The sequence below is a fragment of the Glutamicibacter sp. X7 genome (genome assembly GCF_054889245.1).
The window spans coordinates 414,031-436,705 of the sequence record NZ_CM142678.1 but is presented as its reverse complement, the minus strand read 5'-3'; the positions used below and the strand labels follow the sequence as shown (position 1 = coordinate 436,705).

The 22,675-nt window shown below is 62.9% G+C and carries 17 protein-coding genes; 8 read left to right on the top strand and 9 right to left on the bottom strand.

The window, feature by feature from the left end:
* The first annotated feature begins 82 nt into the window (after nt 1-82).
* Complete coding sequence (locus ACYU0X_RS02155) at nt 83-3,349, top strand: S8 family serine peptidase (protein WP_461901997.1); 3,267 nt, start codon at nt 83-85, stop codon at nt 3,347-3,349.
* An 80-nt stretch (nt 3,350-3,429) separates the two neighbouring features.
* Here ACYU0X_RS02155 and ACYU0X_RS02150 read toward each other — a convergent pair whose 3' ends face one another.
* The 6 genes from ACYU0X_RS02150 to ACYU0X_RS02125 form a co-directional block, all read right to left on the bottom strand.
* On the bottom strand, nt 3,430-4,710 hold the full coding sequence (locus ACYU0X_RS02150) for a glycoside hydrolase family 3 N-terminal domain-containing protein (RefSeq protein ID WP_461901996.1): 1,281 nt from the start codon (nt 4,708-4,710) through the stop codon (nt 3,430-3,432).
* Between the two features lie 68 nt (nt 4,711-4,778).
* Nucleotides 4,779-6,092 (bottom strand): Y-family DNA polymerase, encoded by a 1,314-nt coding sequence (locus ACYU0X_RS02145; protein ID WP_461901995.1) that lies wholly within the window; start codon nt 6,090-6,092, stop codon nt 4,779-4,781.
* 255 nt (nt 6,093-6,347) lie between these two features.
* A complete protein-coding gene (locus ACYU0X_RS02140; RefSeq protein WP_459275103.1) occupies nt 6,348-7,031 on the bottom strand; it encodes a response regulator in 684 nt (227 codons plus the stop codon).
* Nucleotides 7,028-8,947 carry an ATP-binding protein gene (locus ACYU0X_RS02135; protein ID WP_461901993.1) on the bottom strand — a complete coding sequence of 640 codons (1,920 nt, stop codon included), beginning with the start codon at nt 8,945-8,947 and terminating at the stop codon, nt 7,028-7,030. The genes ACYU0X_RS02140 and ACYU0X_RS02135 overlap by 4 nt, the downstream gene beginning before the upstream one ends.
* Nucleotides 8,940-10,334 carry a TrkH family potassium uptake protein gene (locus ACYU0X_RS02130; RefSeq protein WP_461901992.1) on the bottom strand — a complete coding sequence of 465 codons (1,395 nt, stop codon included), beginning with the start codon at nt 10,332-10,334 and terminating at the stop codon, nt 8,940-8,942. The genes ACYU0X_RS02135 and ACYU0X_RS02130 overlap by 8 nt, the downstream gene beginning before the upstream one ends.
* Nucleotides 10,335-10,566: 232 nt before the next feature.
* Nucleotides 10,567-10,983, bottom strand: coding sequence for a LexA family protein (locus tag ACYU0X_RS02125; RefSeq protein ID WP_461902771.1), 417 nt, complete (start codon nt 10,981-10,983; stop codon nt 10,567-10,569).
* 108 nt (nt 10,984-11,091) lie between these two features.
* Between ACYU0X_RS02125 and ACYU0X_RS02120 the strand changes: the two genes are divergently transcribed.
* Complete coding sequence (locus ACYU0X_RS02120; protein ID WP_461901991.1) at nt 11,092-11,946, top strand: SDR family oxidoreductase; 855 nt, start codon at nt 11,092-11,094, stop codon at nt 11,944-11,946.
* A gap of 20 nt (nt 11,947-11,966) precedes the next feature.
* On the opposite strand, the gene ACYU0X_RS02115 is transcribed toward ACYU0X_RS02120, so the two are convergent.
* Nucleotides 11,967-13,247 (bottom strand): NAD(P)/FAD-dependent oxidoreductase, encoded by a 1,281-nt coding sequence (locus ACYU0X_RS02115; protein ID WP_461901990.1) that lies wholly within the window; start codon nt 13,245-13,247, stop codon nt 11,967-11,969.
* Between the two features lie 173 nt (nt 13,248-13,420).
* On the opposite strand from ACYU0X_RS02115, the gene ACYU0X_RS02110 reads away from it, so the two are divergent.
* Nucleotides 13,421-14,632, top strand: coding sequence for a hypothetical protein (locus tag ACYU0X_RS02110; protein ID WP_461901989.1), 1,212 nt, complete (start codon nt 13,421-13,423; stop codon nt 14,630-14,632).
* A 333-nt stretch (nt 14,633-14,965) separates the two neighbouring features.
* Here ACYU0X_RS02110 and ACYU0X_RS02105 read toward each other — a convergent pair whose 3' ends face one another.
* On the bottom strand, nt 14,966-16,096 hold the full coding sequence (locus tag ACYU0X_RS02105; RefSeq protein WP_461901988.1) for a sensor histidine kinase: 1,131 nt from the start codon (nt 16,094-16,096) through the stop codon (nt 14,966-14,968).
* A gap of 371 nt (nt 16,097-16,467) precedes the next feature.
* Between ACYU0X_RS02105 and ACYU0X_RS02100 the strand changes: the two genes are divergently transcribed.
* The 4 genes from ACYU0X_RS02100 to ACYU0X_RS02085 all read left to right on the top strand — a co-directional run bounded on the left by ACYU0X_RS02100 (nt 16,468) and on the right by ACYU0X_RS02085 (nt 21,032).
* On the top strand, nt 16,468-17,136 hold the full coding sequence (locus ACYU0X_RS02100; RefSeq protein ID WP_461901987.1) for a response regulator: 669 nt from the start codon (nt 16,468-16,470) through the stop codon (nt 17,134-17,136).
* Nucleotides 17,137-17,217: 81 nt separating this feature from the next.
* The gene (locus ACYU0X_RS02095; RefSeq protein WP_461901986.1) at nt 17,218-19,758 is read left to right on the top strand and encodes an ATP-dependent Clp protease ATP-binding subunit; all 2,541 of its coding nucleotides are present in this window, start codon (nt 17,218-17,220) and stop codon (nt 19,756-19,758) included.
* Nucleotides 19,759-19,823: 65 nt separating this feature from the next.
* A complete protein-coding gene (locus ACYU0X_RS02090; protein WP_461901985.1) occupies nt 19,824-20,177 on the top strand; it encodes a VOC family protein in 354 nt (117 codons plus the stop codon).
* Between the two features lie 6 nt (nt 20,178-20,183).
* Nucleotides 20,184-21,032: a hypothetical protein gene (locus ACYU0X_RS02085; protein WP_461901984.1), complete on the top strand. Its 849-nt coding sequence runs from the start codon at nt 20,184-20,186 to the stop codon at nt 21,030-21,032.
* On the opposite strand, the gene ACYU0X_RS02080 is transcribed toward ACYU0X_RS02085, so the two are convergent.
* Nucleotides 21,029-21,937, bottom strand: coding sequence for a LysR family transcriptional regulator (locus ACYU0X_RS02080; protein WP_461901983.1), 909 nt, complete (start codon nt 21,935-21,937; stop codon nt 21,029-21,031). The genes ACYU0X_RS02085 and ACYU0X_RS02080 overlap by 4 nt on opposite strands.
* A 31-nt stretch (nt 21,938-21,968) precedes the next feature.
* On the opposite strand from ACYU0X_RS02080, the gene ACYU0X_RS02075 reads away from it, so the two are divergent.
* On the top strand, nt 21,969-22,619 hold the full coding sequence (locus ACYU0X_RS02075; RefSeq protein WP_461901982.1) for an alpha/beta hydrolase family protein: 651 nt from the start codon (nt 21,969-21,971) through the stop codon (nt 22,617-22,619).
* Nucleotides 22,620-22,675 lie beyond the last annotated feature (56 nt).

Here is a 22,675-nt window from a genome sequence, read left to right as displayed (position 1 = left end):
CGTCAGCTCGCGCCGCGCCGTGATTCACCGTGTCCCTGCAGGCTCGGTCGTCCTCCGCCATCCAGCTTGAGCTAGGAGCATCATGGTCACTGAGCGCAATCAAAGATTGCCGCGCCGCATCCTGGGGGCCACCAGCGCGTTGGCGTTGGCCGTCACCATGGCCGCACCCGCCATTGCTGCGGACGTCCCGCGGCCCTCGGAGGGACAGAACGCAGCATCACTGCCGATTTCCACGCCCCAGTCACTATCCGAACGCAAGGTCTCTGCCCCGTTGGCTAAAGCCAGCGGAGAAGTCTCGGTCTTCGTACAGCTCGAAGGAGACGGTGCCTTCGAGAGCGTGAAGAAGAGCGGGAAGTCCAAGGACACCGCCAAGGTCAAGAACATTCGTGCCAAGGTCAAGGGCAAGAGTAAGGAACTCGCCACGAAGGCAAAGTCCAAGGTCCTCTACACCACGCACAACACGGTGCAGGGTGTTGCGCTGACCGGTGACGCGGATGATCTGCGCGCCTTGGCCAGCCGCTCCGATGTGAAGAAGATCAGCGCGATCGTGCCGAAGAAACCGTCCAACCGCGGCGGCGTGATCGACACCGAAGCCTTGAAGAGCTGGACCGAACTCGACAAGACCGGTGAAGGCGTCAAGATCGCCGTGCTCGACACGGGCATCGACTACACCCATGCAGACTTCGGTGGCCCCGGCACCCTCGAGGCCTACAAGGAAGCCCAGGCATCCACGGAACTGCCCAGTGCAGACTCCGGACTACGTGATGCGAATAAGTTCATCGGTGGGTGGGACCTCGTCGGCGACGACTACAACGCCGACCCCGACGCCGACGATTACCAGCCGGTGCCGCACCCAGACCCGAATCCCTTGGATTGCCAAGCGGCCGGTCACGGTTCACATGTTGCAGGCACCGCCGCCGGTTACGGTGTGAATGCCGACGGTAGCACCTTCACCGGCGACTACTCCGGGCTCGATGCAGAATCCGTTGCTGACATGAAGATCGGCCCGGGTACGGCTCCGCAGGCCCAGCTGATCGGCATCCGTGTCTTCGGTTGCGGCGGCTCCTCCTCCGTGGTGGGCCAGGCACTGGACTACGTACTTGACCCGAACGGTGATGGCGACTTCTCCGACCGTGCCGATGTCGTGAACATGTCCCTCGGTTCGGATCACTCCCCCACCGAAGATCCCGAAAATGACATCGTCGACGAGCTGACCAAGGCCGGCATCCTCTCGGTGGTCGCCTCGGGTAACGCCAGCGACGTTACGGATGTGGGCGGCTCCCCCGGTAACTCCCGTAGTTCGCTGACCGTGGCAAACTCGGTGGGTTCGCAGGTCACCTTGGATGGTATTGAGGTCAACGCACCGGCTGACCTGGCAGGTAAGGTCGCCGGTCAGTACACCGCGAACTTCAATGTCACCAACGCCGACCCCGCCCAGCTTTCGGGAGCCGTGGTCATGGCTCCAAGCGACAACGCTTTTGGCTGTGAACCATTCGAGCCCGGCTCCCTTGACGGCAAGTGGGTCTGGCTGACCTGGAGCGAAAACGGCGAATTCCCCTGTGGCTCGATGGGTCGCTTCAACAACGCTGAGGCCGCCGGCGCAACCGGTGTGATTCTGGATTCCGAGACCAACCTGTTCAGCTCCGGTATTGCTGGTAACGCCACGATCCCTGGTGCACAGCTGACCTTGGATAACTCCAACAAGCTCCGCCCAGCTGCCGAGGCCGGCACCTTGCAGGTCACTCTCGATCCGGAACTTGTCGGCGCCGTCTCGGGCGATTCAGGCGCCAAGGACGCGCTGAACTCGTCATCCTCCCGTGGTGTCCACGGCAGCAATGGTGTCGTAAAGCCCGACGTGGCCGCACCGGGTACGCAGATCGGCTCGGCCGGCGTGGGTACCGGTAACGGGCCGGCCGTCATGTCCGGTACCTCGATGGCAACCCCCATGGTCGCGGGTGTAGCCGCCCTGGTTCTGCAGGGTAGCGACTACACTCCTGAGCAGGCCAAGAGCCTGATCATGAACACCGCGGCTGCCGATGTTATTGCCGATAACGGTGAGGTCTTCGGCCCGAACCGGGTCGGCTCGGGTCGTGTCATGGCCGCCGCCGCCATTAACTCGCCGGTGTATGCGTTCGATTCGGAAGCTCCGGATCTGACCTCCGTCGTGTTCGGTGTGACCGAGCTCAGTGGCAAGAAGGCGTTCACCGCTACTCGTGAGATCACCGTGGTGAACACCTCCGACGAAGAGCAGAGCTACGACGCCGAGTACCTTTCGGCAACGCAGATTCCTGGCGCTTCGATCACTCTGGATCGCCAGAGCGTGACGGTTCCGGCCGGTGGCGAGGCGAAGCTTCAGGTTACCTTGACGGTCGACCCGAGCAAGTGGGAGAAGACCATGGATCCGACCATGGAGGCTGCACAGTCGGGTATCGCCCGTGCGTGGCTGGCCGATGTAACCGGCCGTGTACAGCTGACCAGCGACTCGGCCCCGACGCTTCGCGTTCCGGTGCAGGCTGCCCCGAAGCTGACCGCCGACATGTCCGGCAAGCTCAAGAAGCTAAAGAAGGGGTCGAACAGCACCACCCTGTCGCTAAAGGGCAAGGACATTCAGGTTGGCTCCGAGGCCACCAGCGTCACCTCGCTGCTCGGTGCATTCGAATTGGGCGCCTCCAGCCCACGCGGTGATGACATGCTCGATAGCATCCCGGTGGCGCGCGCCATGGATCTGAAGTATGTAGGTGCTTCTTCGACCCAGCCACGCACCGGCGTGGACGAAGGAACCCTGAACATCGGCGTGGCCACCTGGGAAAACTGGGCCCACCTCGCCGGTGCCACCGAACTGGATGTCGAAATCGACGTGGATAAGGATGGCAAGGCCGACTTCGTCTCCTTCACCACCACCCTCTCGGACATCGACCTTGACCTAGTGGCCACCTACGATCTGGCCACCGGTGAACAGGTCGACCTGCAGCCGGTCAACGGCGTACTGGGCGATGTTGATACCAACACCTTCGACACCAACACCGCGATCCTTCCGGTATCGCTGGCAGCGCTGGGTCTGGACGGGCACTCCGGTGACATCTCCTACCGCGTGATGTCCTACACCTGGTACCACACCGACCCTGAAGGCGGGCTCGTCCCGGTCGACACCACCGACTGGATCGATTTCAACACCGCAGAGCCGCAGGTGGACTTCGGAGGCTCCGGCGCCGTGTTTACCGACCTGAAGGGCACCAACATTCCGGTGACCGTCGCGGACACCTCGGTGGCCTCCGACGCGCTGCTGCTGCACCTGCACAATGGCACGGATGAAAAGGCTCAGGTACTCCGGGTGACCAAGGGTAAGTAACCTACGGCTCCCCTTGGGGTAACTGAAAGAAACGACCCGCTCGGGTCAGTGCGTTGCGAGTACGTGCTGGTCCGGGCGGGTTATTCTTTGCCCTTTTCCAGCTTTGCGGTCAGCGCGACCGTAACCGCATGTTCCAGCCGCTGCGCGAACTGATCATCGGTATCGGCCTGCTTGGCCAGCGCGTTGATCATGGTCCGGGATTTATCCGCATCGACACACAACGGCAGGGTGCCACCGGCATCAATGAACCGTACAGCGCGTTCCCCGACCGGCACCGAGGCAACCTGTTTCGCTTCACACAGATCATCGGAGATCACCACCCCGTCGTATCCGAGCTTCTCACGCAGTAGGCCCTGGATGAGCGCCCGGGAGAACGGTGCATCATTTTTCTTGTCGATCCGCGTATAGCGAGCATTGGCGACCATCACCCATGCCTGCCCTTGCTCAATGGCCTGTACGAAGGGCCGCAGCGACTCACTGTCACCGCTGGTGGCCGTGTCGGTCACCGACGCGGTGGTGTCGGTGTTCCCCCGAACATTTCCAAGACCCGGGAAGTGTTTGACGACCGGCTGTACACCCTGCCCGGATAGCGCCTGATTAACCGTCCGAATCGACTCGGTCACGCTCTCAAGGCTGGAACCATAGTTCCGCGAAAAGTACCCAATGGGTGCGTTGGCACGACCCAACGCGGGGTCAACAACATCGGCAACCGGGGCGAGATTGACGTTCACACCGGCTTTCTGCAGTTCCTTGGCTACGCTGCGCCACGTGCTATCTAGCCGCTGTGTAGACCATTTCGCCTGGGTCACCGCGGTCGGCAAGTCGCTAAACCCGCTACCCTGAAGCACCCGGACGTAGCCTCCCTCTTGATCCGTGGCCACCCAGGCGTCCAAACCCTCAGGGGAATTGGCAGATAACGCACTACGTAATTGCCCGGTCACGGCCGCGGTCTGTTTCACCGACAGTTTGCTCCGGCCACGCAGGAACACATTCGCGACCCCTGCCTTGGACAGTGACTTCAACGTCGCCTTCGTGGCACCGGTGGCTTCGACACCAGCCACGACCAGCTGGCCAGCTTGTTCCCGGGAAGACATCTGCGCGGCCAGCCGTGCTGCACGTAGCGCTTCGGTGCTGGGCTCGGTCGATGGAACAGGTGCCGTCGGCTCTGGGGACGTCGCCGACCTCGACGGTTCAGCGGACGTGGGATCCGTCGACGACGGGGCTGTCGGGCTCTGTGGCGCTCCGCTGCTCCCGGTCGGCGTCGTTGCTTGCGGCCCTTCACTAGGCCCGCACCCGGTGGCCACTAGCAACAATGACCCGACAAGTAGCGGGGATACCAGCTTGAGCAGAGGCGACTTCATGCTCTCATTGTTGCACCGTGCCCTGTGAGTCGTCGCTCGCCCGTCGGGCAGGCAGAGCGCCGGTTTATTCAGGCGTGGACGGTTAGCAGTTCATCCCATTCTGTGGTGTAGCGAGGAGACATATGTTCACGCTTCATGGACCACTGCCGGTCGGCCGCCAGGCCAGCCACGCCAAGACCGATGGCCTTAGCCCCAAAGCGCGCCGATACTTGTTGCACCACCGAGCCAACGGACTCTCCCTGGGCTTCTTGGTCACCCGCGGTGTCTTCGAGCCCCAGTTCCAGTTCCTCGGGTCCGGGCTGGTCGGTGAGGCCGGAGAGGATCACCCCGCCGCGCACATAGTCACGGCCCGACTCCATCAGTTCATTCATCGCAGCAACGGCGGTACGGGTGAGGAAAATCGGGTCGCGGGTCGGGCGCCCTAGTCGGATTTGAGCACTCGGAAAAGAGCCTTGTCCACCAGCGAAACGGCTAGTTCCCGCGGTCACCGTCAAAAGTGTGGCGTAACGGCCTTCGGCTGCCAGCCGTGCGGCGGCCTTCTGCGCATAGATGCTCATGACCTCGCCCATTTCGGCGCGGCTCCGTACGGGTGACGAGAATGATCGAGTAAACATCACCTGCCCGCGGTCGGCGTGCTCTTCGATGGGACCGATGCAACGCTGCCCGCGCAACTCCAGCACCGTACGCTTGAGCACCACGGAGAATTTCTTGCCGATCAGCTGCGGATCTGCCTGCCGCAACTGCGCGATGCTCTCGATGCCCAGACCGGCGAGTTTCTGGCCGGTTTTACGCCCGACACCCCAGACTTCGGTGGCTGGAACATGCCGCTGAATTCGTTCGACCACAGCTGGGTCCATTAAGTCGAGCACGCAGACCCCGCCCAGCTCATCATTGTGTTTGGCAATATGGTTACTGAACTTTGCCAGCGTCTTGGTTGAGGCAACGCCAACGCACACCGGCACCCCAATGCCTTTCCAAATGGCCGAGCGAATGTCCGACGCGGTGGAGTGCGCTTGCTCAAGCGTTCCTCCTAGACCGACGAATGACTCATCAATTGAGTACACCTCTTGCCAGGTTCCATAGCGGGCGAGCAGTTCCATCACCCGCGCGGACATGTCCCCGTACAGTTCGTAATTACTCGAGCGAACCGCTAAGCCATGGCTGTCGATCAACTGCCTGACCTTGAAGAAGGGCTCACCGGTAGTGATTCCCAACGCCTTGGCCTCCTGCGACCGTGCAACCACGCAACCGTCGTTGTTCGAGAGCACCACTACCGGGCGACGCCGCAATGTGGGGTCGAAAGCACGTTCGCAGGAGACATAGAAGTTATTCACGTCCACCAGCGCCACATGACCGGCGCCCGACGTGCTTTGTGCACTCACGATGACTCCTCCTGCCGTACTACCTCGGCCAGTGTAGCCCCCAGACCCGACAGGTTCCCGACCTAGGTATCGCACCGAGCCGGGCCGACCACCGGGCCCTGCGTTCTTCAGGGAAGCACGCTTTGGTGACTAAATTGTCCGCCCAGCCACATAAGCTCCGAGCATCCAAATGTGAAGCCATAGCATCTGGCAACTGGCATTAACGTAGGTATTTGCCGCTGCGTTCCTACCCCGCGGGCGAATCACAACGAGCAGTTAGGGAGTAAAGCGGTAACCCATGCCGAGTTCGGTTCGGATGTATTCCGGATTCGCGGGATCTGCCTCGAGCTTGGTGCGCAGTTGCGAGATATACACCCGCAGGTAGTTCGATTCTTCTCCATATTCGGGACCCCACACGGTTCGCAGTAGTTCGCTGCGCCCGATCAGCCGGTGCGGCGCGCGGGCTAAGGCCTCCAGCAGGCGCCATTCCAGCCTAGTCAGGCGCACCAATTCCCCATCCACGCTCACCGAACGCGCCGAAAGGTCGATGCGCACGCGTTGATCGCCGGTGACCACCACGGCATGGCCGGTTTCTGGGGCGTTGCGCCGCAACGCGGCACGCAGTCGTGCCAGCAGTTCGTCCATGGCGAAGGGTTTGGTAACAAAATCATCGGCACCGCGGTCTAGGGCGTCAACCTTGCTATGCGATTCATGGCGAGCGGACACGACGATGATCGGGACGGTGGACCAGCCTCTGATCCCCTCGATAACCTCGGAGCCATCGAGATCGGGCAGGCCTAGATCCAGCAGGACGAGATCTGGATGCTCATCCGCGGCCAGCTGCAGAGCGTGCCTTCCGTCGGCAGCATGATAGGTCCGGTAACCGCGGGCACGCAGGTTCACCAATAGGGCACGGGCGATCTGTGCGTCGTCTTCTACTACGAGCACGCTGGGATTCACGAGATCTCCTCAGTCAGGGGAAGGCTAAAAATCATGGTGGCACCGCCGCCGCTGGTGTCTTGGACCTCGACACGTCCGCCCATCCCTTCGGCAAGACCCCGGGCCACGGCCAGTCCTAAACCCAGACCCGCGGTGGCGTTGCGGTCGCCGCGGCGTTGGAAGGGTTGAAAAATGTTCTCCTTCTCGTGCTCGGGCACGCCAGGTCCATGATCGATAACATGCAGGTGCACCTGCCGCTCGTCCCATGTGGCACGCAGGTCCACGCGCTGGCCACCACCATGGCGGGCACCGTTCTCCACAAGGTTGGCGATGACGCGCACGGCAAGTCCATAGTCCCCGCTTACGGCGGGACAATCGGCAGGAATCTCGATATCTAGGTGCGTATCACCCAATTGTCCGCTGAGGTCGCGACGGGCCGAGGCCACGAGATCTTCCATCTGAAGGGCGCCGCGATGCACCACGAGGTGTCCCGCCTGAATTCGGCTCATACTCAGCAGGTCCTCGATACGTTCGCTGAGTTTATCGGCCGATTCCTCGACGGTGGCCAGCAGTTCGGCCTTGTCCTGTTCGGTGAGCACCACGTCGCTCAGTCTCAGGCTGGAGGCGGAAGCCTTGATACCGGCCAAAGGTGTTCGCAAATCGTGGGATACGGCAGCGAGCAGGGCCGTGCGCATGGCGTTGCCAGCTTCGAGCTCTTGGGCCTGCACCCGGGCATCGGCGAGCGCTTGATGCTGGAGCACCGTGGCGACACGACCGGCAAAGGCCTCCATCACTCCTTGATCGGAAGCATCTTGGGTGAGTCCGTCGATCAGGAGCATATGTTCGGCATCCACAATCACGGTGCTGTCACAGTCAAAAGGGTTGGGTTTCGGCTGCCCTGCGCTGGCCAACACCCGGCGTGCTGCCGGGTCGTCCGCGCGGGTTGCCAGGCTGACGGCATTCAGCTCGAACGAGCGGCGCAACCATTCGAGCAGGGCGGGAACGCTAATGCCCTCCCGGATCACTCCGCCGGAGAGTTCGAAGAGTGTGTCGGCCTGCCGGCGGGCCCGTCCGGCTTCGGCTGTACGCCGCCCCTCGATGGCAACCACGCGGGCGACTCCGGCCGCGACCAGCAAAAACAGGCACAGCGCAGCGACATTGAGCGGTTCGTGGATATGCCACTGTCCGGTGGGCGCGGTGAAGAACCAGTTCAACAGCAAGGTGCTAGTCAGCGCGGCGGCCAGGGCGGGCCACCAGCCACCGAGCAGGGCGACGAAGACGACCACGGTGAGCTGGCAGAGAAAGTTCAGGGTCAGCTCCTGCCCGGAGCCTTCGGTGTTCAAGAAGATGGCGGTCAGCAAGGCCGGCCCGAGGGCCGCTAGACCCCATCCGTAGGCCAATCGTGCCCCGTGCGGCCCGGTCGGCCGCGGAACCCTGCGCCGAGCAGCCGTACTGGTTTCGTGCGGCAGAATGATCACATCCATTTCGGCACCGGCCTTTGCGAGGCACGCGGCCAGGTCCCGACGACGTATGCCGCGGGTCGAACGCGAGCGCCCCACCACGATGCGGTCGGCTCGCGCGCTGCGGGCGAAGCCTAGCAATGCGCTGGCTACGTCCTGCCCGATCACCGTATGCCAGGTACCGCCGGCGGCTTCGATGCGCTCGCGTAGCTGCATGAGGTTCTCCCGTTCTTGCTCCGCGGCACCGGGTTCCGGCACGTGCACGGCCATGAGCTCGCCGGACTCTGGTAGGCCGCGCAGGGCCCGCTCGATCAGGCCGCTGGATTCCGACCGCCCCGAGACGGCAAGTACCGTCCGGGGTGGTTCGCCCGTATCGCTCATCCCTAGTTCCACCGCGGCCATCTCCTCCTGCTGGCAGTTGTCTCCCCAGTGCATCATATGGTGCGGCAGGTCCCGGGCTGTTGCGACGCTAACCAATGATCGGTCGTTCCTCGGGCAGCCGGTACATCAGCATCTTTGAGCGCAGCGCCAGAGCGGTGGCCACGGTGACCATTCCTACGCGTCCACCGAACATCAACAGAATGATCACCCATTGTCCGGCAGGCGGCAGATCTCCGGTGATCCCCATGGATAGTCCGACGGTGGCGAAGGCCGAGACACATTCGAAGAGCACCTCTTCGACGGTGTGGGAGGTTACTCGCAGGAGCACGATCATGCCGACCAACACCGCACCGATGCCGAGCAAGACCACGCTCAGTGCCTGACGTTGGACCGATTCGCCAATGGCCCGATTACCCAGCGTGACCTGCTCATGTCCGCGAATCTGGCTCCACAGGGCGAAGGCCAGCACCAAGAAGGTGGTGATCTTGATGCCACCGGCGGTACCGGCGCTTCCGCCACCGATGAACATCAACATGTCGGTGACAAGAAGGGATTCGGACGACGCGTCGGCGTAGTCAATGCTGTTAAAGCCCGCGGTACGCGGAAAGACCGTCAGTCCCAGCGCACCAAGTATTTTGCCGCCGGGCGAGAGATGTCCCAGCGTTTCGCTACGGTTCCATTCAAAGCTGGCCAACGCGAGGAAACCCAGCGCCAGCATGATCGCAGTACCCCATACGGTCAGACGCGTGTGTAACGCCCAGCCTCGATGATCCTCATTGCGGCGCAGCAGCTCGATCATCACGGGAAAGCCGAGTCCGCCGCAGACGATGGCCACACAGATCGGAATGATGATCCATGGGTCGTCCACAAAGCCCATCAGGCTATCGCTGTATGTAGAAAAGCCCGCGTTGTTAAAGGCCGAGATGGCGTGGAAGACACCGGTATAGATGGCATGCGGGATGTCGTGCCCCGTCGCCCAGAACCGCACAGACAGGACCACCGCGACGGCCAGCTCAATGCCGATGGTAATTTTGGCAACCAGCAACAGCACATGACGCACATCGCCGAGGTTCAGCGAACGGGTTTCCGTCGCTGCCATCAGTTGCCCGCGCAATCCCAACTTACGCCGCACCAGCAGGGCCAGCAGCGTACCCAGGGTCATGATTCCAAACCCACCGATCTGAATCAGCCCGAGGATGACCAACTGCCCGAAGGGTGTCCAATAGGTTGCGGTATCCACCGTGATAAGCCCGGTGACGCATACGGCGGACACGGCGGTGAAAATCGCGGTCAGCGGGTCGGCACCGGAGGGGCCGGTCCGTGCCACCGGTAACATCAACAGCCCGGCGCCCAGCAACACGGCCACGAGAAAGCCCACCGGGACCAGCCGCACCGGATTGTCGATTTGCCAGCGATTTTGCTTGCGAGGTGCCGAGGGCAGACGCTGTATCGTCGGGGGCTTTGGCCGCTGGTAGGAAGGCACGAAGACGACCTTTCGGGATGCTGCTGGAGTTGGCGACCGGCGGGGCCGTTCTCTTCCAGTTCATCGCCACCACGCGTCGAGCGGCCCGGTTTTTAATGCCCGCTTAATGCCTTGAACCGGAATCTTGACACCCTATTGATGCACCGTGCCACGGGCATCAAGCTGGCCATCCCAGCGTCCACTCTCGTGCGCGTGAGCCTCCGTTTCGGTGCCGGGTGCATCAACGTGTTGGCTACCGCACATGGTGCAGGCAGCGGGTCACCACCCCGAAGACCTCCAGATCATCCTGCTCGGCCAGCCACACCGGCAGCGGCGATTCATCGCACAGTAGACCGGTGCGACCGGCGCGTGCGACCCAGCGCCGAACCAGCATCTGTCCGTTGAGGCTGAGCACCACAACACTGCCATCTTTCACCGGCAGCGAGCGGTCCACGATGATCTCGTCCGCGTCGAAGATCCCGGCCGAGACCATGGCCTGGCCCTCGACGCGCAGTATGAAGGTAGAAACTCGGTCGCGTACCAGTAAGCGGTTCAGGTCCAATCCGCCATCGAAGTAGTCGCGTGCCGGTGAGGGAAAGCCCATGGCCGCCACCGCTGCCACCGGGCTATGCCCGGCCTCCTCGGGTTCCGGAATCATCCCCTGTTGCATCACCCCACCCCCTAAATAGAACACATATTCGACCCCAGGGTGATTCTAGCAAGTTCCCACCGCTCGGGGCAGGCAAGGGTCGGCAGCTATTCGCGGTAGGTTGGTGCCATGAAGATTCTGCTCGTAGGCTGCGGAGATGTAGCCACCGAAGCCGGCCTGCGGTGGCTCGCCGACGGCCATCAGGTCACCGCCTGGCGGCGCACCCCGGAGAAGCTCCCAACCGGTTTCCACGGGGAACGCGTGGATCTCACCGCGGCCGCCGAGTACCCGCGCATCGATGAGGCCACCGACATCGTGGTGTTGACGCCGGTTCCGGCCGCCCGAAACGCGGAAGGGTACCGGCGTAGCTACCTGCAGGTGGCGCAGCGCCTGATCGCGCAACTGAACTCCCAGGCACCGCGCCTGCGACGCTTGCTGTATGTCTCCTCCTCGGCGGTGCTCGGCGGCACGGACGGAGCGTGGGTCAACGAATCCACTGAGCTGGCCCCCAGCCGTGAGACCTCGCAGGTGCTCGCGGATACCGAAGAGCTCTTGCGCACTAGCGGGCTTCCCGTATCGATCCTGCGCGCCTCGGGGATCTACGGTCCCGGGCGTACCCGGCTACTGGACCTGGTGCAAGGCGGCACCGCCGTGCTGCCCACCGGCTCGCACTGGACCAACCGCATTCACCGCGATGACCTGGCCAGCGCGCTAGCCCATGTCGCCACCCTGGATGCACCGCAGGACCTGTACATGGTCAATGACGACGAGCCGGCTCAGTTAACGCAGGTCTATACCTTCCTCGCCGCAGAACTGGGGGTACCTCTTCCGCCGGAGCAGAACGCCGAGCCGACCGACCGGCGCGGCGGTGACCGCCGCATTTCCAACGCCCGGCTACACGCGAGCGGTTGGCAACCGGAATTCCCCAGCTACCGCGAGGGCTACCGCGCCATGCTGGCCGGACAGGGAGTGCGCCACCCCTAGCCACGATCGCAGCCAGTCGCTTAGAACCCGCGACGCAACGGATTGAAGTGCGCGGCTAACTCCGGCACCGGTTCATCGCCGACGATCTGTGCCGCGAGCATCTTGCCGGTGAGCGGGCCAAGGGCCACTCCCCACATGCCATGCCCGCCGGCCACAAACACGCGCTCGGAGTTCGTCGGCCCCACCAGCGGCAACCCATCGGCGGTGCAGGGACGGGCGCCGACCCACTCCTCGGCCCGGTCCTCCCAATCAATACCGGTATATAACGGTGCAACCGCGGCGACGATGGCCTCGATGCGTGCCGGTTCGAGTCGATGGTTCGCGTCGCGGAACTCCATCGTCCCGGCGATGCGCAAGCGGTCTCCCAACGGCGTGCAGGCCACCCGTTGCGCTGGGAAGTAGATGGGACGGCTCGGAAGCTGTTCGGGTTGCACGCTGAACGAGTAACCTCGCCCGGCCTGCACCCTGACCCGCACGCCGAAGTCGCGGGCCAGATCGCCTAGCCAGGCCCCGGTAGCTAATACCACCCGGTCGGCGGTCAGCGCCCGGCCGGAGCTACCGATGATCTTCACCTGCCGTGTACCGGCACGCACGTCGGTAACCTGAAGGGCTTCGATGATCTGCCCTCCACGGGCACGCACGCTGTCGGCGAGCGCCGCCAGAAACCTTGGCGGGTTGATAAAGCGCTGGTGTTCAATAGCCACACCACAGCGCACCTGCGAGGATAAGCTCGGCTCCATGGCGCGCAATTGCGCCCCATCGAGCAACCGGAAGTCCACCGCTCCGCCACTACGCGAGATCATCTCGAACTCCCGTGCAAGGACCGCCCGGTCGGCCTCGGTGCGGAAGGCCGCCAGAAACGGACTCGCGGCGCGGGTCGGTTCACTCACACCGGGCCCTGCCGTGTCTGCCTCGCTGAGCTCGGCGTAGGCCTCCATCCCGGAGCCACCAATATGCGAGAAGACCGCCATGGCCCGCGCCCACTGCCGGGGCGTGCAATGCCAGCCAAAACCAAGCAAAAAGCGCAGAACCCCGAGGTCAGGTCGCGGCGGAATATACAAGGCAGAGGCCGGGTCGAGGATCATCTTCAAGCCGTTGCGCAGAATTGCTGGCTCGGCCAACGGCAGGGTGAGCGCCGGGGTCAGCCAACCGGCATTACCCCATGAGGAACCGGCGGCCACCGCACCTCGGTCCACCACGGTGACGCGGGCCCCATAACGCTGTAAATACCAGGCGGTACTTAACCCGACGATCCCGGCACCAACGATCACCACATGTTCCGGCCCAGCGTCCCTCGCCACGCTCCACGCTCCTTGTGTGCCCGACGCGCCCCACACGGACGCATGAGTTCACTCTCGCGCGCCACACGAACTTTGGCAATGGGGTGCGCATGCCACCGAATGGCCAGCCCCACCATGGCCCTGCGTAGACTTGAAGTAAACCCCGCACTCGTTCGAAGGACTTTTCGCCGATTATGGCCACACGTAAGACCCCGAAAAAGAAGAACACCTCCACCGGACACCCAGCACGTAGCGCATCCACTGGCACGGCTCCCTTCGAGGCCGAAGTACGTCAGGCCCTGCAGCCTTTTAAGCAGCAGCTTTTCGCACATTTCCAGCGCGAAGGACAGCCCACCAGCGAAACTCGTGCGGCGTTCGAGGGGCTGACGACCTTGCTGACCGTTCATGCTCAGCTGCGCAAGAGCGTCGACGTGACCACCTTTGATGAGAAGGTGCTCGGGGAGCAGCTCGGACACCTGGCTTCTCTGGGCTCCGAAGCCTCGCAGGCCGGCGCCGCCTTGCTCAAGCATTATTTGGTCTTCCTCGGCAACAGCGCGAACTTCGGTGGCTCGGTGGACGATTTCAAGGAGACCTTCGAGTTCCTCTCGCGTATGTCGGGCGACTCCCCCATCGTGGTGCCTTTCATGGAGGACGAGGAGGCCAACGCGGCGCTCGAGCAGATGCCCTTTGTCTTTGCCGCACGCGAACTGATCCGCTGGGTGGGCGAAGGGCAGCGAACCGATCCGCAGGGCGTACTGCACGGCGAGGAGCTCAGCGACGCCGCCGGAGCCTTGGGCTTGACGGTGACCGTTGAGGCCAATGCCGAGCAGGAACCCACCCAGCCATGGGAGCCAGCAGACGGCACCGTTGTGGCTCAACTACGTCAGATCCCCCGCCTTGCGGCTCTGTGGGATGCGTTGATCGGCACGGCAATGCTGCGCTACGAGGCACCCAACGCGGTTCCCACCGAATCCCTGCGAGAAGCTCTGCTCGGCAGTACCGGACCGGGTAGCCGCCTGATTAAGGAACTGATCGCCGAGGTTATCTTCTCGCATGTGCTGCTCAACGCGCTGGGGACCGAGGGACAGCGACAGGTCGCGGAAATGGTCGCCGGAGTGCTCACCAACGCCGCCTCCACCCGACCGCCACGCACGGAGTTCGCCCTGCAGGTTCCGGTCGCAGAAGATCTTCCCGAAGAACAGCGCCACCTGATTCCGTTGCTCCAGGAATCGGTTCCACAGGTCGAGACTCTGCTGCGTATTTTTGAGCGCGAGGGCATGGTGCAGATCGAAGAGAGCATCGTCGTGCCAGAAGTTCTGCGTGCGGCGCTCGAACGCGCCTTGGAGAAGGTTTCGGATCAGCTGCTAGCCTCGGCCGAAACCGTCGAGCCTTCCGGCGAGGCGTAGAACTCACCCTCAAAAGGCTAAAGGCAGGGACTCACCCGAAGGTGTGTGTCCCTGCCTTGATCTTTCGCCACGATTACTGTGGCGAATTATCGTATTGCCGCGTAAAAGGTGCATCGCACCCCCTACGAACGTGGATCAGTGATGGGGGCACTGATCCGTGAAAGATCGGTTCGTAGGGCGGCGCAATACACCTTTAATCACTCCCGGAGCACCTATGACGCCACTCGCAAAACATCATCGGCTTCCCGGTTGTGATCGGCTTTCCACCGATACATAACTAACCTATCGCGTCCGGCAAAAATGCGAAATCATACTTTAGTAGGAGGGTAGCGGCTAGAAAGGGATAGATGCGCGCAGAATCCAGCGGTTTTCCGCGGTACAGGTGGTAAAACTGCCACCGAAGGTGTTCATCCTGTCTTTCATTCCCAGTAACCCGCTACCGCCGTAGGGAAGCGAATTCGACTGCTTTCCATCGGCATTGGGCACGTTGATCATCTCGAGGACGGCAACGGCCCCATTCTTGGATAGATTCAAGGTCACCGGGGAGCTCGGCATCGCATGTTTGATGATGTTCGTCGTCGCTTCCTGCATCACTCGATACAGCGCGGTTTGCGCCGACCGCGGCAGATGCGCGATTTCCTCATCCACGCTGGAGGTTACCGCAAACCCTGCTTCGCGCAGGCGCGTGCTGAAGACTTCGGCCCCGTGGACAACCTGCACGGTGGTGGCCGCCGGCGCACCATTCTTCTCGCCCTGCCCGTTGCTCATCGTCCCGTCCGTGCGCAGCACATTGAGCATGAGACGCAGGTCGTGCAGGGTCTCGGAACTCAGCTTGGAAATCGTGTCCAAGGCATCGCGGGCGGTCTGCTCATCGCGCGCGAATTTAGCGGCCTTCGACTGCATGGCCACAATGGTGATGTCGTGCGCGACAATATCGTGCAAATCCCGCGCAATGTTCTTGCGCTCCTCACGTAGCGCCTGCTCCGCCTGCTCCTGGGCCTCGTTGAGGCGTCGCTGATGCTCCGAATTTCGCTGGCTCAAGCGGAAAACACTGCGCGCGGCAACATATGCTCCAAGGGCCAGGGGAACCAAGACCACCAGAATGAACGCGGCATCGCCGGCACGGATAACGCTATATGGCACCCAGAGAGCACTGAAGATCAGATACAGGGTGCGCACTCGAGGCTTGGTCGAACTAGCGGCCAACGCCATAAATACCAACAGGGTGATGATCACCATCAGCGGATTATCGAACCGGCTGAGGCCTATGTAGAGCGTGGCCAAATAGAGGCCCAGCGACAGCGTCAGCCAGCGCAAAGCCAAAAGCAGCTCAACGCAAATAATCAGTCCGACCACCGAACCGGTGATCGTCGCCACCGAAGAACCACCGATGCCGTATTCAAGCAGGGTCATCAGTTCGGAGACCGTGGTGGTCGCGATGAGGACAAGGCCGGACCAGATCACTGCCTGACGGCCTGTGATGGTCAGTGACCTGATCCAACGGGTTACCGCGAGAAGACGCGATCTTTTTTCAGTGTCCAGTGTGGGTAACCTGCCTTGTCTATGCCGTGGGCGTTTTAGTCACAGTACTTGCCGTAAGTGCGGCACATCCACGCCCTGAAATCGTCACCCCACCCGGCCGGCTGTGAAACCTCACTGCCAGAACCACCATAAGCCGCGGAAGCAGGTGCTGCCAGCACCGCCACCGGAGCCACGGCCAGCGCAAGCGCCGCAAGCATACTCCGAACTTTCATCACGATCCCCCAACCTGATTACTTATATACTTCAAGACACCGCGGTCTAGACCGGAATATACGAGTCATCAGAGGACACCGATGAACCAAATTAAAGTACTAATCGTGGACGACGAGCCGCTGATCCGCCATGCCTTGGGCACGATTCTATCAACGGATGAGCGCATTTTACTCGTAAATTCTCTAAATAACGGGAAAGACGCGCTGGAGTTTTGTGAAAAAAATGAAATTGATGTGGTCATCATGGATTTACAGATGCCCGTCATGGATGGTGTTACAGCGACCGAACACATAAAGAAGTTGCCGCACAGCCCCGCAGTGCTGGCAATAACCGCCTTTTCGGCCGACGACTACCTCGTGCCGGTGCTTCTGGCCGGTGCCAGCGGCTATCTGGTCAAGGACAGCGAACCCGATGAGATTGTCGACGCGGTCATCTCGGTCCATCAGGGCACGGCGGCCATCTCCCCCTCGGTATCCAACGACCTCATCGGCGCGGTCAAGCAGGCCTACAATCCGGTCAGTCAGCGAGAGCACCTGGCCAAGGAGCTCGCGCTCACTGCCCGCGAGCTCGAAATCCTGGATCTGCTCGCCGAGGGGCTGAACAATCCCGAGATCTCCCGGAAACTAGGGGTCGCCGAAACGACGATCAAGACGCACATGGCCAAAATCTTCGTGAAGCTCGATGTGCGTGACCGGGTTCAGGTGCTGGTCGAAGCGGCCCGGATCGGCCTGATTAACCTCAATCGTTAATCTTTCGGAACCCGGCGGGAATAGATTCGCGCCTCATGCGTTAAACATGAGCAAAGACCACTCATGTTTTAGGAGGCTCACTTGCCAGCATTCTTCGGTTCCTCATCCGACGGCTCGTTTGAGGATTTCCTGTCGCGGTTCCTCTCCTCGCGAGCTCAGGCCGCCCGTCCCATCGACATCACTCGCCTGCTATCGCAGCGTACCCACGAGGTGGTCTCCAAGGCGGCATCCGGCGCCCACGAAAACGGGCACGAGGAAATTGACGCACTACACCTGCTCCTAGCTCTGCTACACACCGAGCCGGTGGGGCAGCACCTGAAGCTCATGGGCATTGATCTCGAGGCCCTGGAACAGGCCGCGGCCGAACGTATGCCGCAGCGTGTCGAAGGCGCCGAAAAGCCCAGCCGGCTGTCGGCTGCGGCCCAGCGTACCCTCTTCGATGCGTACCAGGTGGCCCGCAACTACGGGTCGACCTACATCGACCCGGAGCACCTGTTCCTCGCTTTCGTGTTCTCCCCCGAGTCGCCGGTCGGCAACTTGCTGGCGCAACACGGAATCACCGCTCAGGCGCTACAGCAAGCGGCCATGGCGCAGCACGAGCGCGCCACTGCCGAGAATCAGCAGGAAGAAGAACCCGAGCAGTCCATGCTCGAGCGCTTCGGCACCGACCTGACCGCGCTGGCCGCCGATGGGCAGATTGACCCGGTGATCGGCCGCGAAACGCAGATCGAACAGGTCATCGAGATTCTTGCGCGACGCACCAAGAACAACCCGGTGCTTCTCGGCGAGGCCGGTGTCGGCAAAACCGCTATCGTCGACGGGCTGGCACGCGCCATCGTTGCCGACGAGGTACCCGAACAGCTCAAGGGCGTATCTCTGATCTCGGTGGACCTGCCCGGAATGCTGGCCGGCACCCGCTACCGCGGTGATTTCGAGCAGCGCCTGACCGGCCTGCTGGATGAGGTCGCCCACTTCGAGGGACAGGTCATCTTGTTCATCGACGAAATGCACCTGCTGGTCGGCGCCGGGGCCGGCGAATCCGGGACCATGGATGCCGCTAATATCCTCAAGCCACGGCTCGCCCGCGGTGAGTTGCACTTGATCGGCGCCACCACGCTCAACGAGTTCCGCAAGGTCGAGAAGGACTCCGCACTGACTCGGCGCTTCGGTAAGGTCACCGTCCCCGAACCGGATCAGGCGACCGCGCTGAAGATTCTCGAGGGCCTGCGCGAATCCTACGAGGACCACCATCAGGTGCAGTACACCCCCGCGGCGCTCGAGGCGGCGGTCTCCCTCTCGGCTCGGTACCTCACCGAGGCGATGCTGCCGGATAAGGCCATTGACCTGCTCGACATTGCCGGCGCCCGGCGCTCCATCGCGGCCGGGGACGCCCAGGATGTTCAAGCCTTGCGTCAGGAACTTATCGAGTGCGAACGCGAGAAGGCCCGGGCCATCGCCGAGGAGCGTTTCGAGGATGCCGGCGCCTGGCGCGACCACGCCAACGAACTCTCCGAGCGCGTCTCGGCGGCCGAAGCCAACGGGGACGCCAGCGTCACCCGGGTGGTGGACGAGGCCCAAATCGCCGAGGTGATCGCGCGCTCCACCGGCATTCCGGTCGCCAAGATCACCGCCGACGACAAGGGCAAACTCGCAAACTTGGAGCAGGAGCTGCACGAACGGGTGATCGGCCAGTCCGATGCGGTCACCGCGGTGGCCCGCGCGGTACGCCGTGCCCGCACCGGGCTGAACCCGGCGCACCGTCCGCTGGCGTCCTTCCTCTTCCTCGGCCCCACCGGCGTGGGTAAGACGGAACTGGCCAAGGCGTTGGCGAGCAATCTCTTCGGCTCATCGGATGCACTACTGCGCGTGGACATGAGCGAATACTCAGAGAAGCACACCGTGGCACGCCTGATCGGTGCCCCTCCGGGATATGTGGGTCACGACGAGCCGGGGCAGCTGACCGAAAAGGTACGCCGCAACCCCTACTCGGTGATCCTGCTCGACGAGATCGAAAAGGCGCATCCGGACATCTTCAACGTGCTGTTGCAGGTACTGGACGACGGCCGACTCACCGACGCCGCCGGGCGGACCGTGGACTTCTCCAACACGCTGATCCTGATGACCAGCAACCTCGGTAGCGAGTACCTGGCCAGCCGTTCCGGCGCGCTGGGCTTCACCTCGAGCCAGGGGGCGGCCGGTGACGATCAGGTACGCGCCAAGGTGATGGGCAAGGTGCGTGAATTCATGCGCCCCGAGTTCCTGAACCGACTCGACGAGGTGCTGCTGTTCACCAAGCTCAGCGAAACCGAGATCGCCCAGATCGTCTCGCTCGTGCTCGACGAGACGCGGCAGCGACTGGCCGAACAGGACCTGAAGCTCAGCGCCACCGATCAGGCCATTGCCTGGCTCGGGACCAAGGGCTACGATCCGGAGTTCGGCGCCCGGCCGCTACGTCGACTGGTGCAACGCGAGGTGCAGGACGGCATCGCCGATCTGCTCATCGGCAACGAATTGCAGCCCGGGGATACCGTGCAGGTCAGCGTGGCCAATGATCACCTGCAGGTCACCAAGGCCGTGCCAAGCAGCGGGGTACGCCCCACCGAGGCGTACTTCGACGCCTAGCCGACACGCTAATCGACGGCCCGAGCCCACTACCCGGTGGGCTCGGGCCGTCGTAGGCTAATGCCATGACCCTTATCGGCATGATCACCTTGAACTCGACCGACTACTCCCGCGCTGCGCACTGGTGGAAGGAACGCCTGAATGCCACCGTTGCCGGCGACTACCCGGGGTTCATGATGTTGCAGGTTCCCGGGCTACCGGCGCTGCTTGGCTTCCAGCAGGTCACCGAGGTGGCCGACGAAACCCGGGTTCACCTCGATCTGGAGGCCGACCCTAATCTCGGCCGCGAGGCGAGCGTGCAGGCCTTCGTCGATGCCGGGGCCAGCCGCGTGGATTCGCACCAACCCAGCGAGGACTTTGGCTGGGACGTACTGCGCGACCCCTTCGGCATGATCTTCTGCCTCAGCGACGCTCATTAGGCGACCATGAAACCACCTCCGGCCTATTGGTCCCGTCAGTCGCAAGAGTTTGTCGACCGCCAGGGCAAGCACTGGTGGTTGACGATGTGGGGCTGGTCGCAGACCTCGCTCGAGCAGGCCCAACGCCATGCCCGCACCCGGCTTCAGGAATTGACAGCCCGTGGTGGGCCAACGGGTGCCGAGCGAGGCTGGTATTATCCGGCCGCACCGCTTCGCGAACCATGCCTCGAGAGCCTGGGCGATGGCCCGGAACCACTGGCGGTGATCACGCGCAACCGTTACGGGGCCACGGTGCTCAATACCGACGCGGTGTTGATCGCCGATGTCGACCTGCCCAACGCACCGAAGCCTGGCTGGTTCTCCCGGCTCTTCGGACGCGGCACGGCCACCGCCGAAGACCCGGCCGATCACATCCGTGAACGTATTGCGGCCTTCGCCGCCGCACACCCGACGCTCGGTGTGCACAGTTACCGCACCCGCGCCGGGTTCCGCGTCTTCATCACCGGCACCTCGGCCGCGCCGGATAGCGCCGAGGCCGAACAGCTACTACGTGAGCTCGGGTCCGACGAGCTCTACACCAAACTCTGCCGCTCACAGCACAGCTACCGAGCCCGCCTGAGCCCCAAACCGTGGCGCATCGGGCTCTCCGCGCCCACGGTGATCTGGCCGGCGCCCGACACCGAGGCGCAGCGGCGACTCGAGCTGTGGGTCGAGAACTACCGCAGGGGCGCCACCGGCTTCGCCGTCACCACCCGCGAGGCCCGCTTCGGTCCGGCCCCGAGCCTCGACGAAGCTAAGATCCTGCGCTGGCATGATGAGCAAACCGGCGCGGACTCCAACCGTCCACTGGCCTAGCTCCCCGAACCGAGCGAACTGTGCGCCGCGGTGTTGATGAAGTCGATCTCCGCCGAGCGCAACTTCAACCCGCGCCGCCACACGGCGTGGAAGGCTCGCGGGCGTAACCCCAGGCGCAACGGCACCGACACCAGCATGCCGGCTTCCAGTTCGCTACGCACCGCTTGCTCGGAGATGAAGGTCGGCGCTACCCCGGAGAGCGTGTGCACCTTCACCGCGGCATTACTCGATGCTTCGATCCACTCACCCTCAACCTGCCAGCCGGCCAGCAACAGCTCCAACTCATGGCGGGTACCGCTACCGGGCTCGCGCACCACCAGCGGCGTACTGGCCAGCTCTTGCTGGGTGACCAGCGTTTCGCGCCGAGCCCAGGGGTGATCGGCGGAAACTACCAACACAAAGCGGTCGGAACCAACGTGCCGGTGTTCTAATCCCTCGGGAATCTGCCGGTACTCAACGAAGGCAAGACGCAGGGAACCGGCCAGCACCGTGTCGAAAAGCTCGCTGGAGTTAGCGATGCGCACATCGAACCGCACCTCGGGTTTCACCGACCGGTAGGCCGCAAGCCAGCGCGGCATGAGGTACTCGGCGATGGTCTGGCTTGCCCCAATGCCCAGCAGCTGACGCCCGGAACCAGAAATATCGTCGAGTTCGGCGGCCACGTTATCGAGGGCGAGCACCGCGGCCCGGGCGCGGGGCAGAAGCATCTGCCCCTCGGCGCTCAGTCGGGTGCCGTGCGTGGATCGTTCCAAGAGCCGAACTCGATGTTCCTTCTCCCAGCGGCCGAGCACACGACTGGCGTTGGGCTGGGCCATGCCTACATGATCCGCGGCGGCACCAATCGACCCGAGGTCGGCAATGGCCACGAAGATACGCAAGGCCATAACATCTATGCGAGAACTCATATCATTGAGGATAGGTGACGAGAGGACGGGCATGGCTACCGAAACCACCATCGAGTTCGACGAAGGGGCGCTCAGTGCGCTGATCGATCATCCGGAGCAGACCGCGTGGGCCACGATGGTGCTCGCCCATGGTTCGGGCGCAGGTAAGGACCACCCCTTCATGCGCGGCTACGCTCAGGCGATGGCCGGCCAGGGAGTACGGGTTCTGAGCTTCAACTTCCCGTACATGGATGCGGGCAAGAAATTCCCCGATCGCGCACCAAAGGCCATTGCGACCTGGCATTTGGTGATGAGTTGGGCCCGCGAGCGGTTCGCCGGACCACTGGTCGCGGCCGGTAAGTCCTACGGTGGGCGCATGGCGTCCCTGGCGGTGGCCGAAGGCTTATCCGCCGACGCCCTAGTATTTCTGGGCTACCCCTGGCATGCGCCGAAAACGCCCGAGAAAATCCGTGCAGAGCATCTGCCCGAGCTATCGGTCCCGATGCTGTTCCTGCAGGGCACCAAGGACCCCTTCGCGCAGTCGTCGCTGCTGCCACAGACCTTGGCGCAACTCCCCGAAAACTCCGTGGTCCACTGGGTTGAGGGCGGGGACCACTCCTTCAAGGCGGCTCGTTCCGGCCGTAGCGTCGCCGAGGACGGCGCGCAATTAGCCACCCCCTCGGTCGACTTCCTACGTCGGTGATCAAGCTCCTATTCATATCGCTTTGATATGAGTTGCTGCGCCTTTGGCAATGGTGC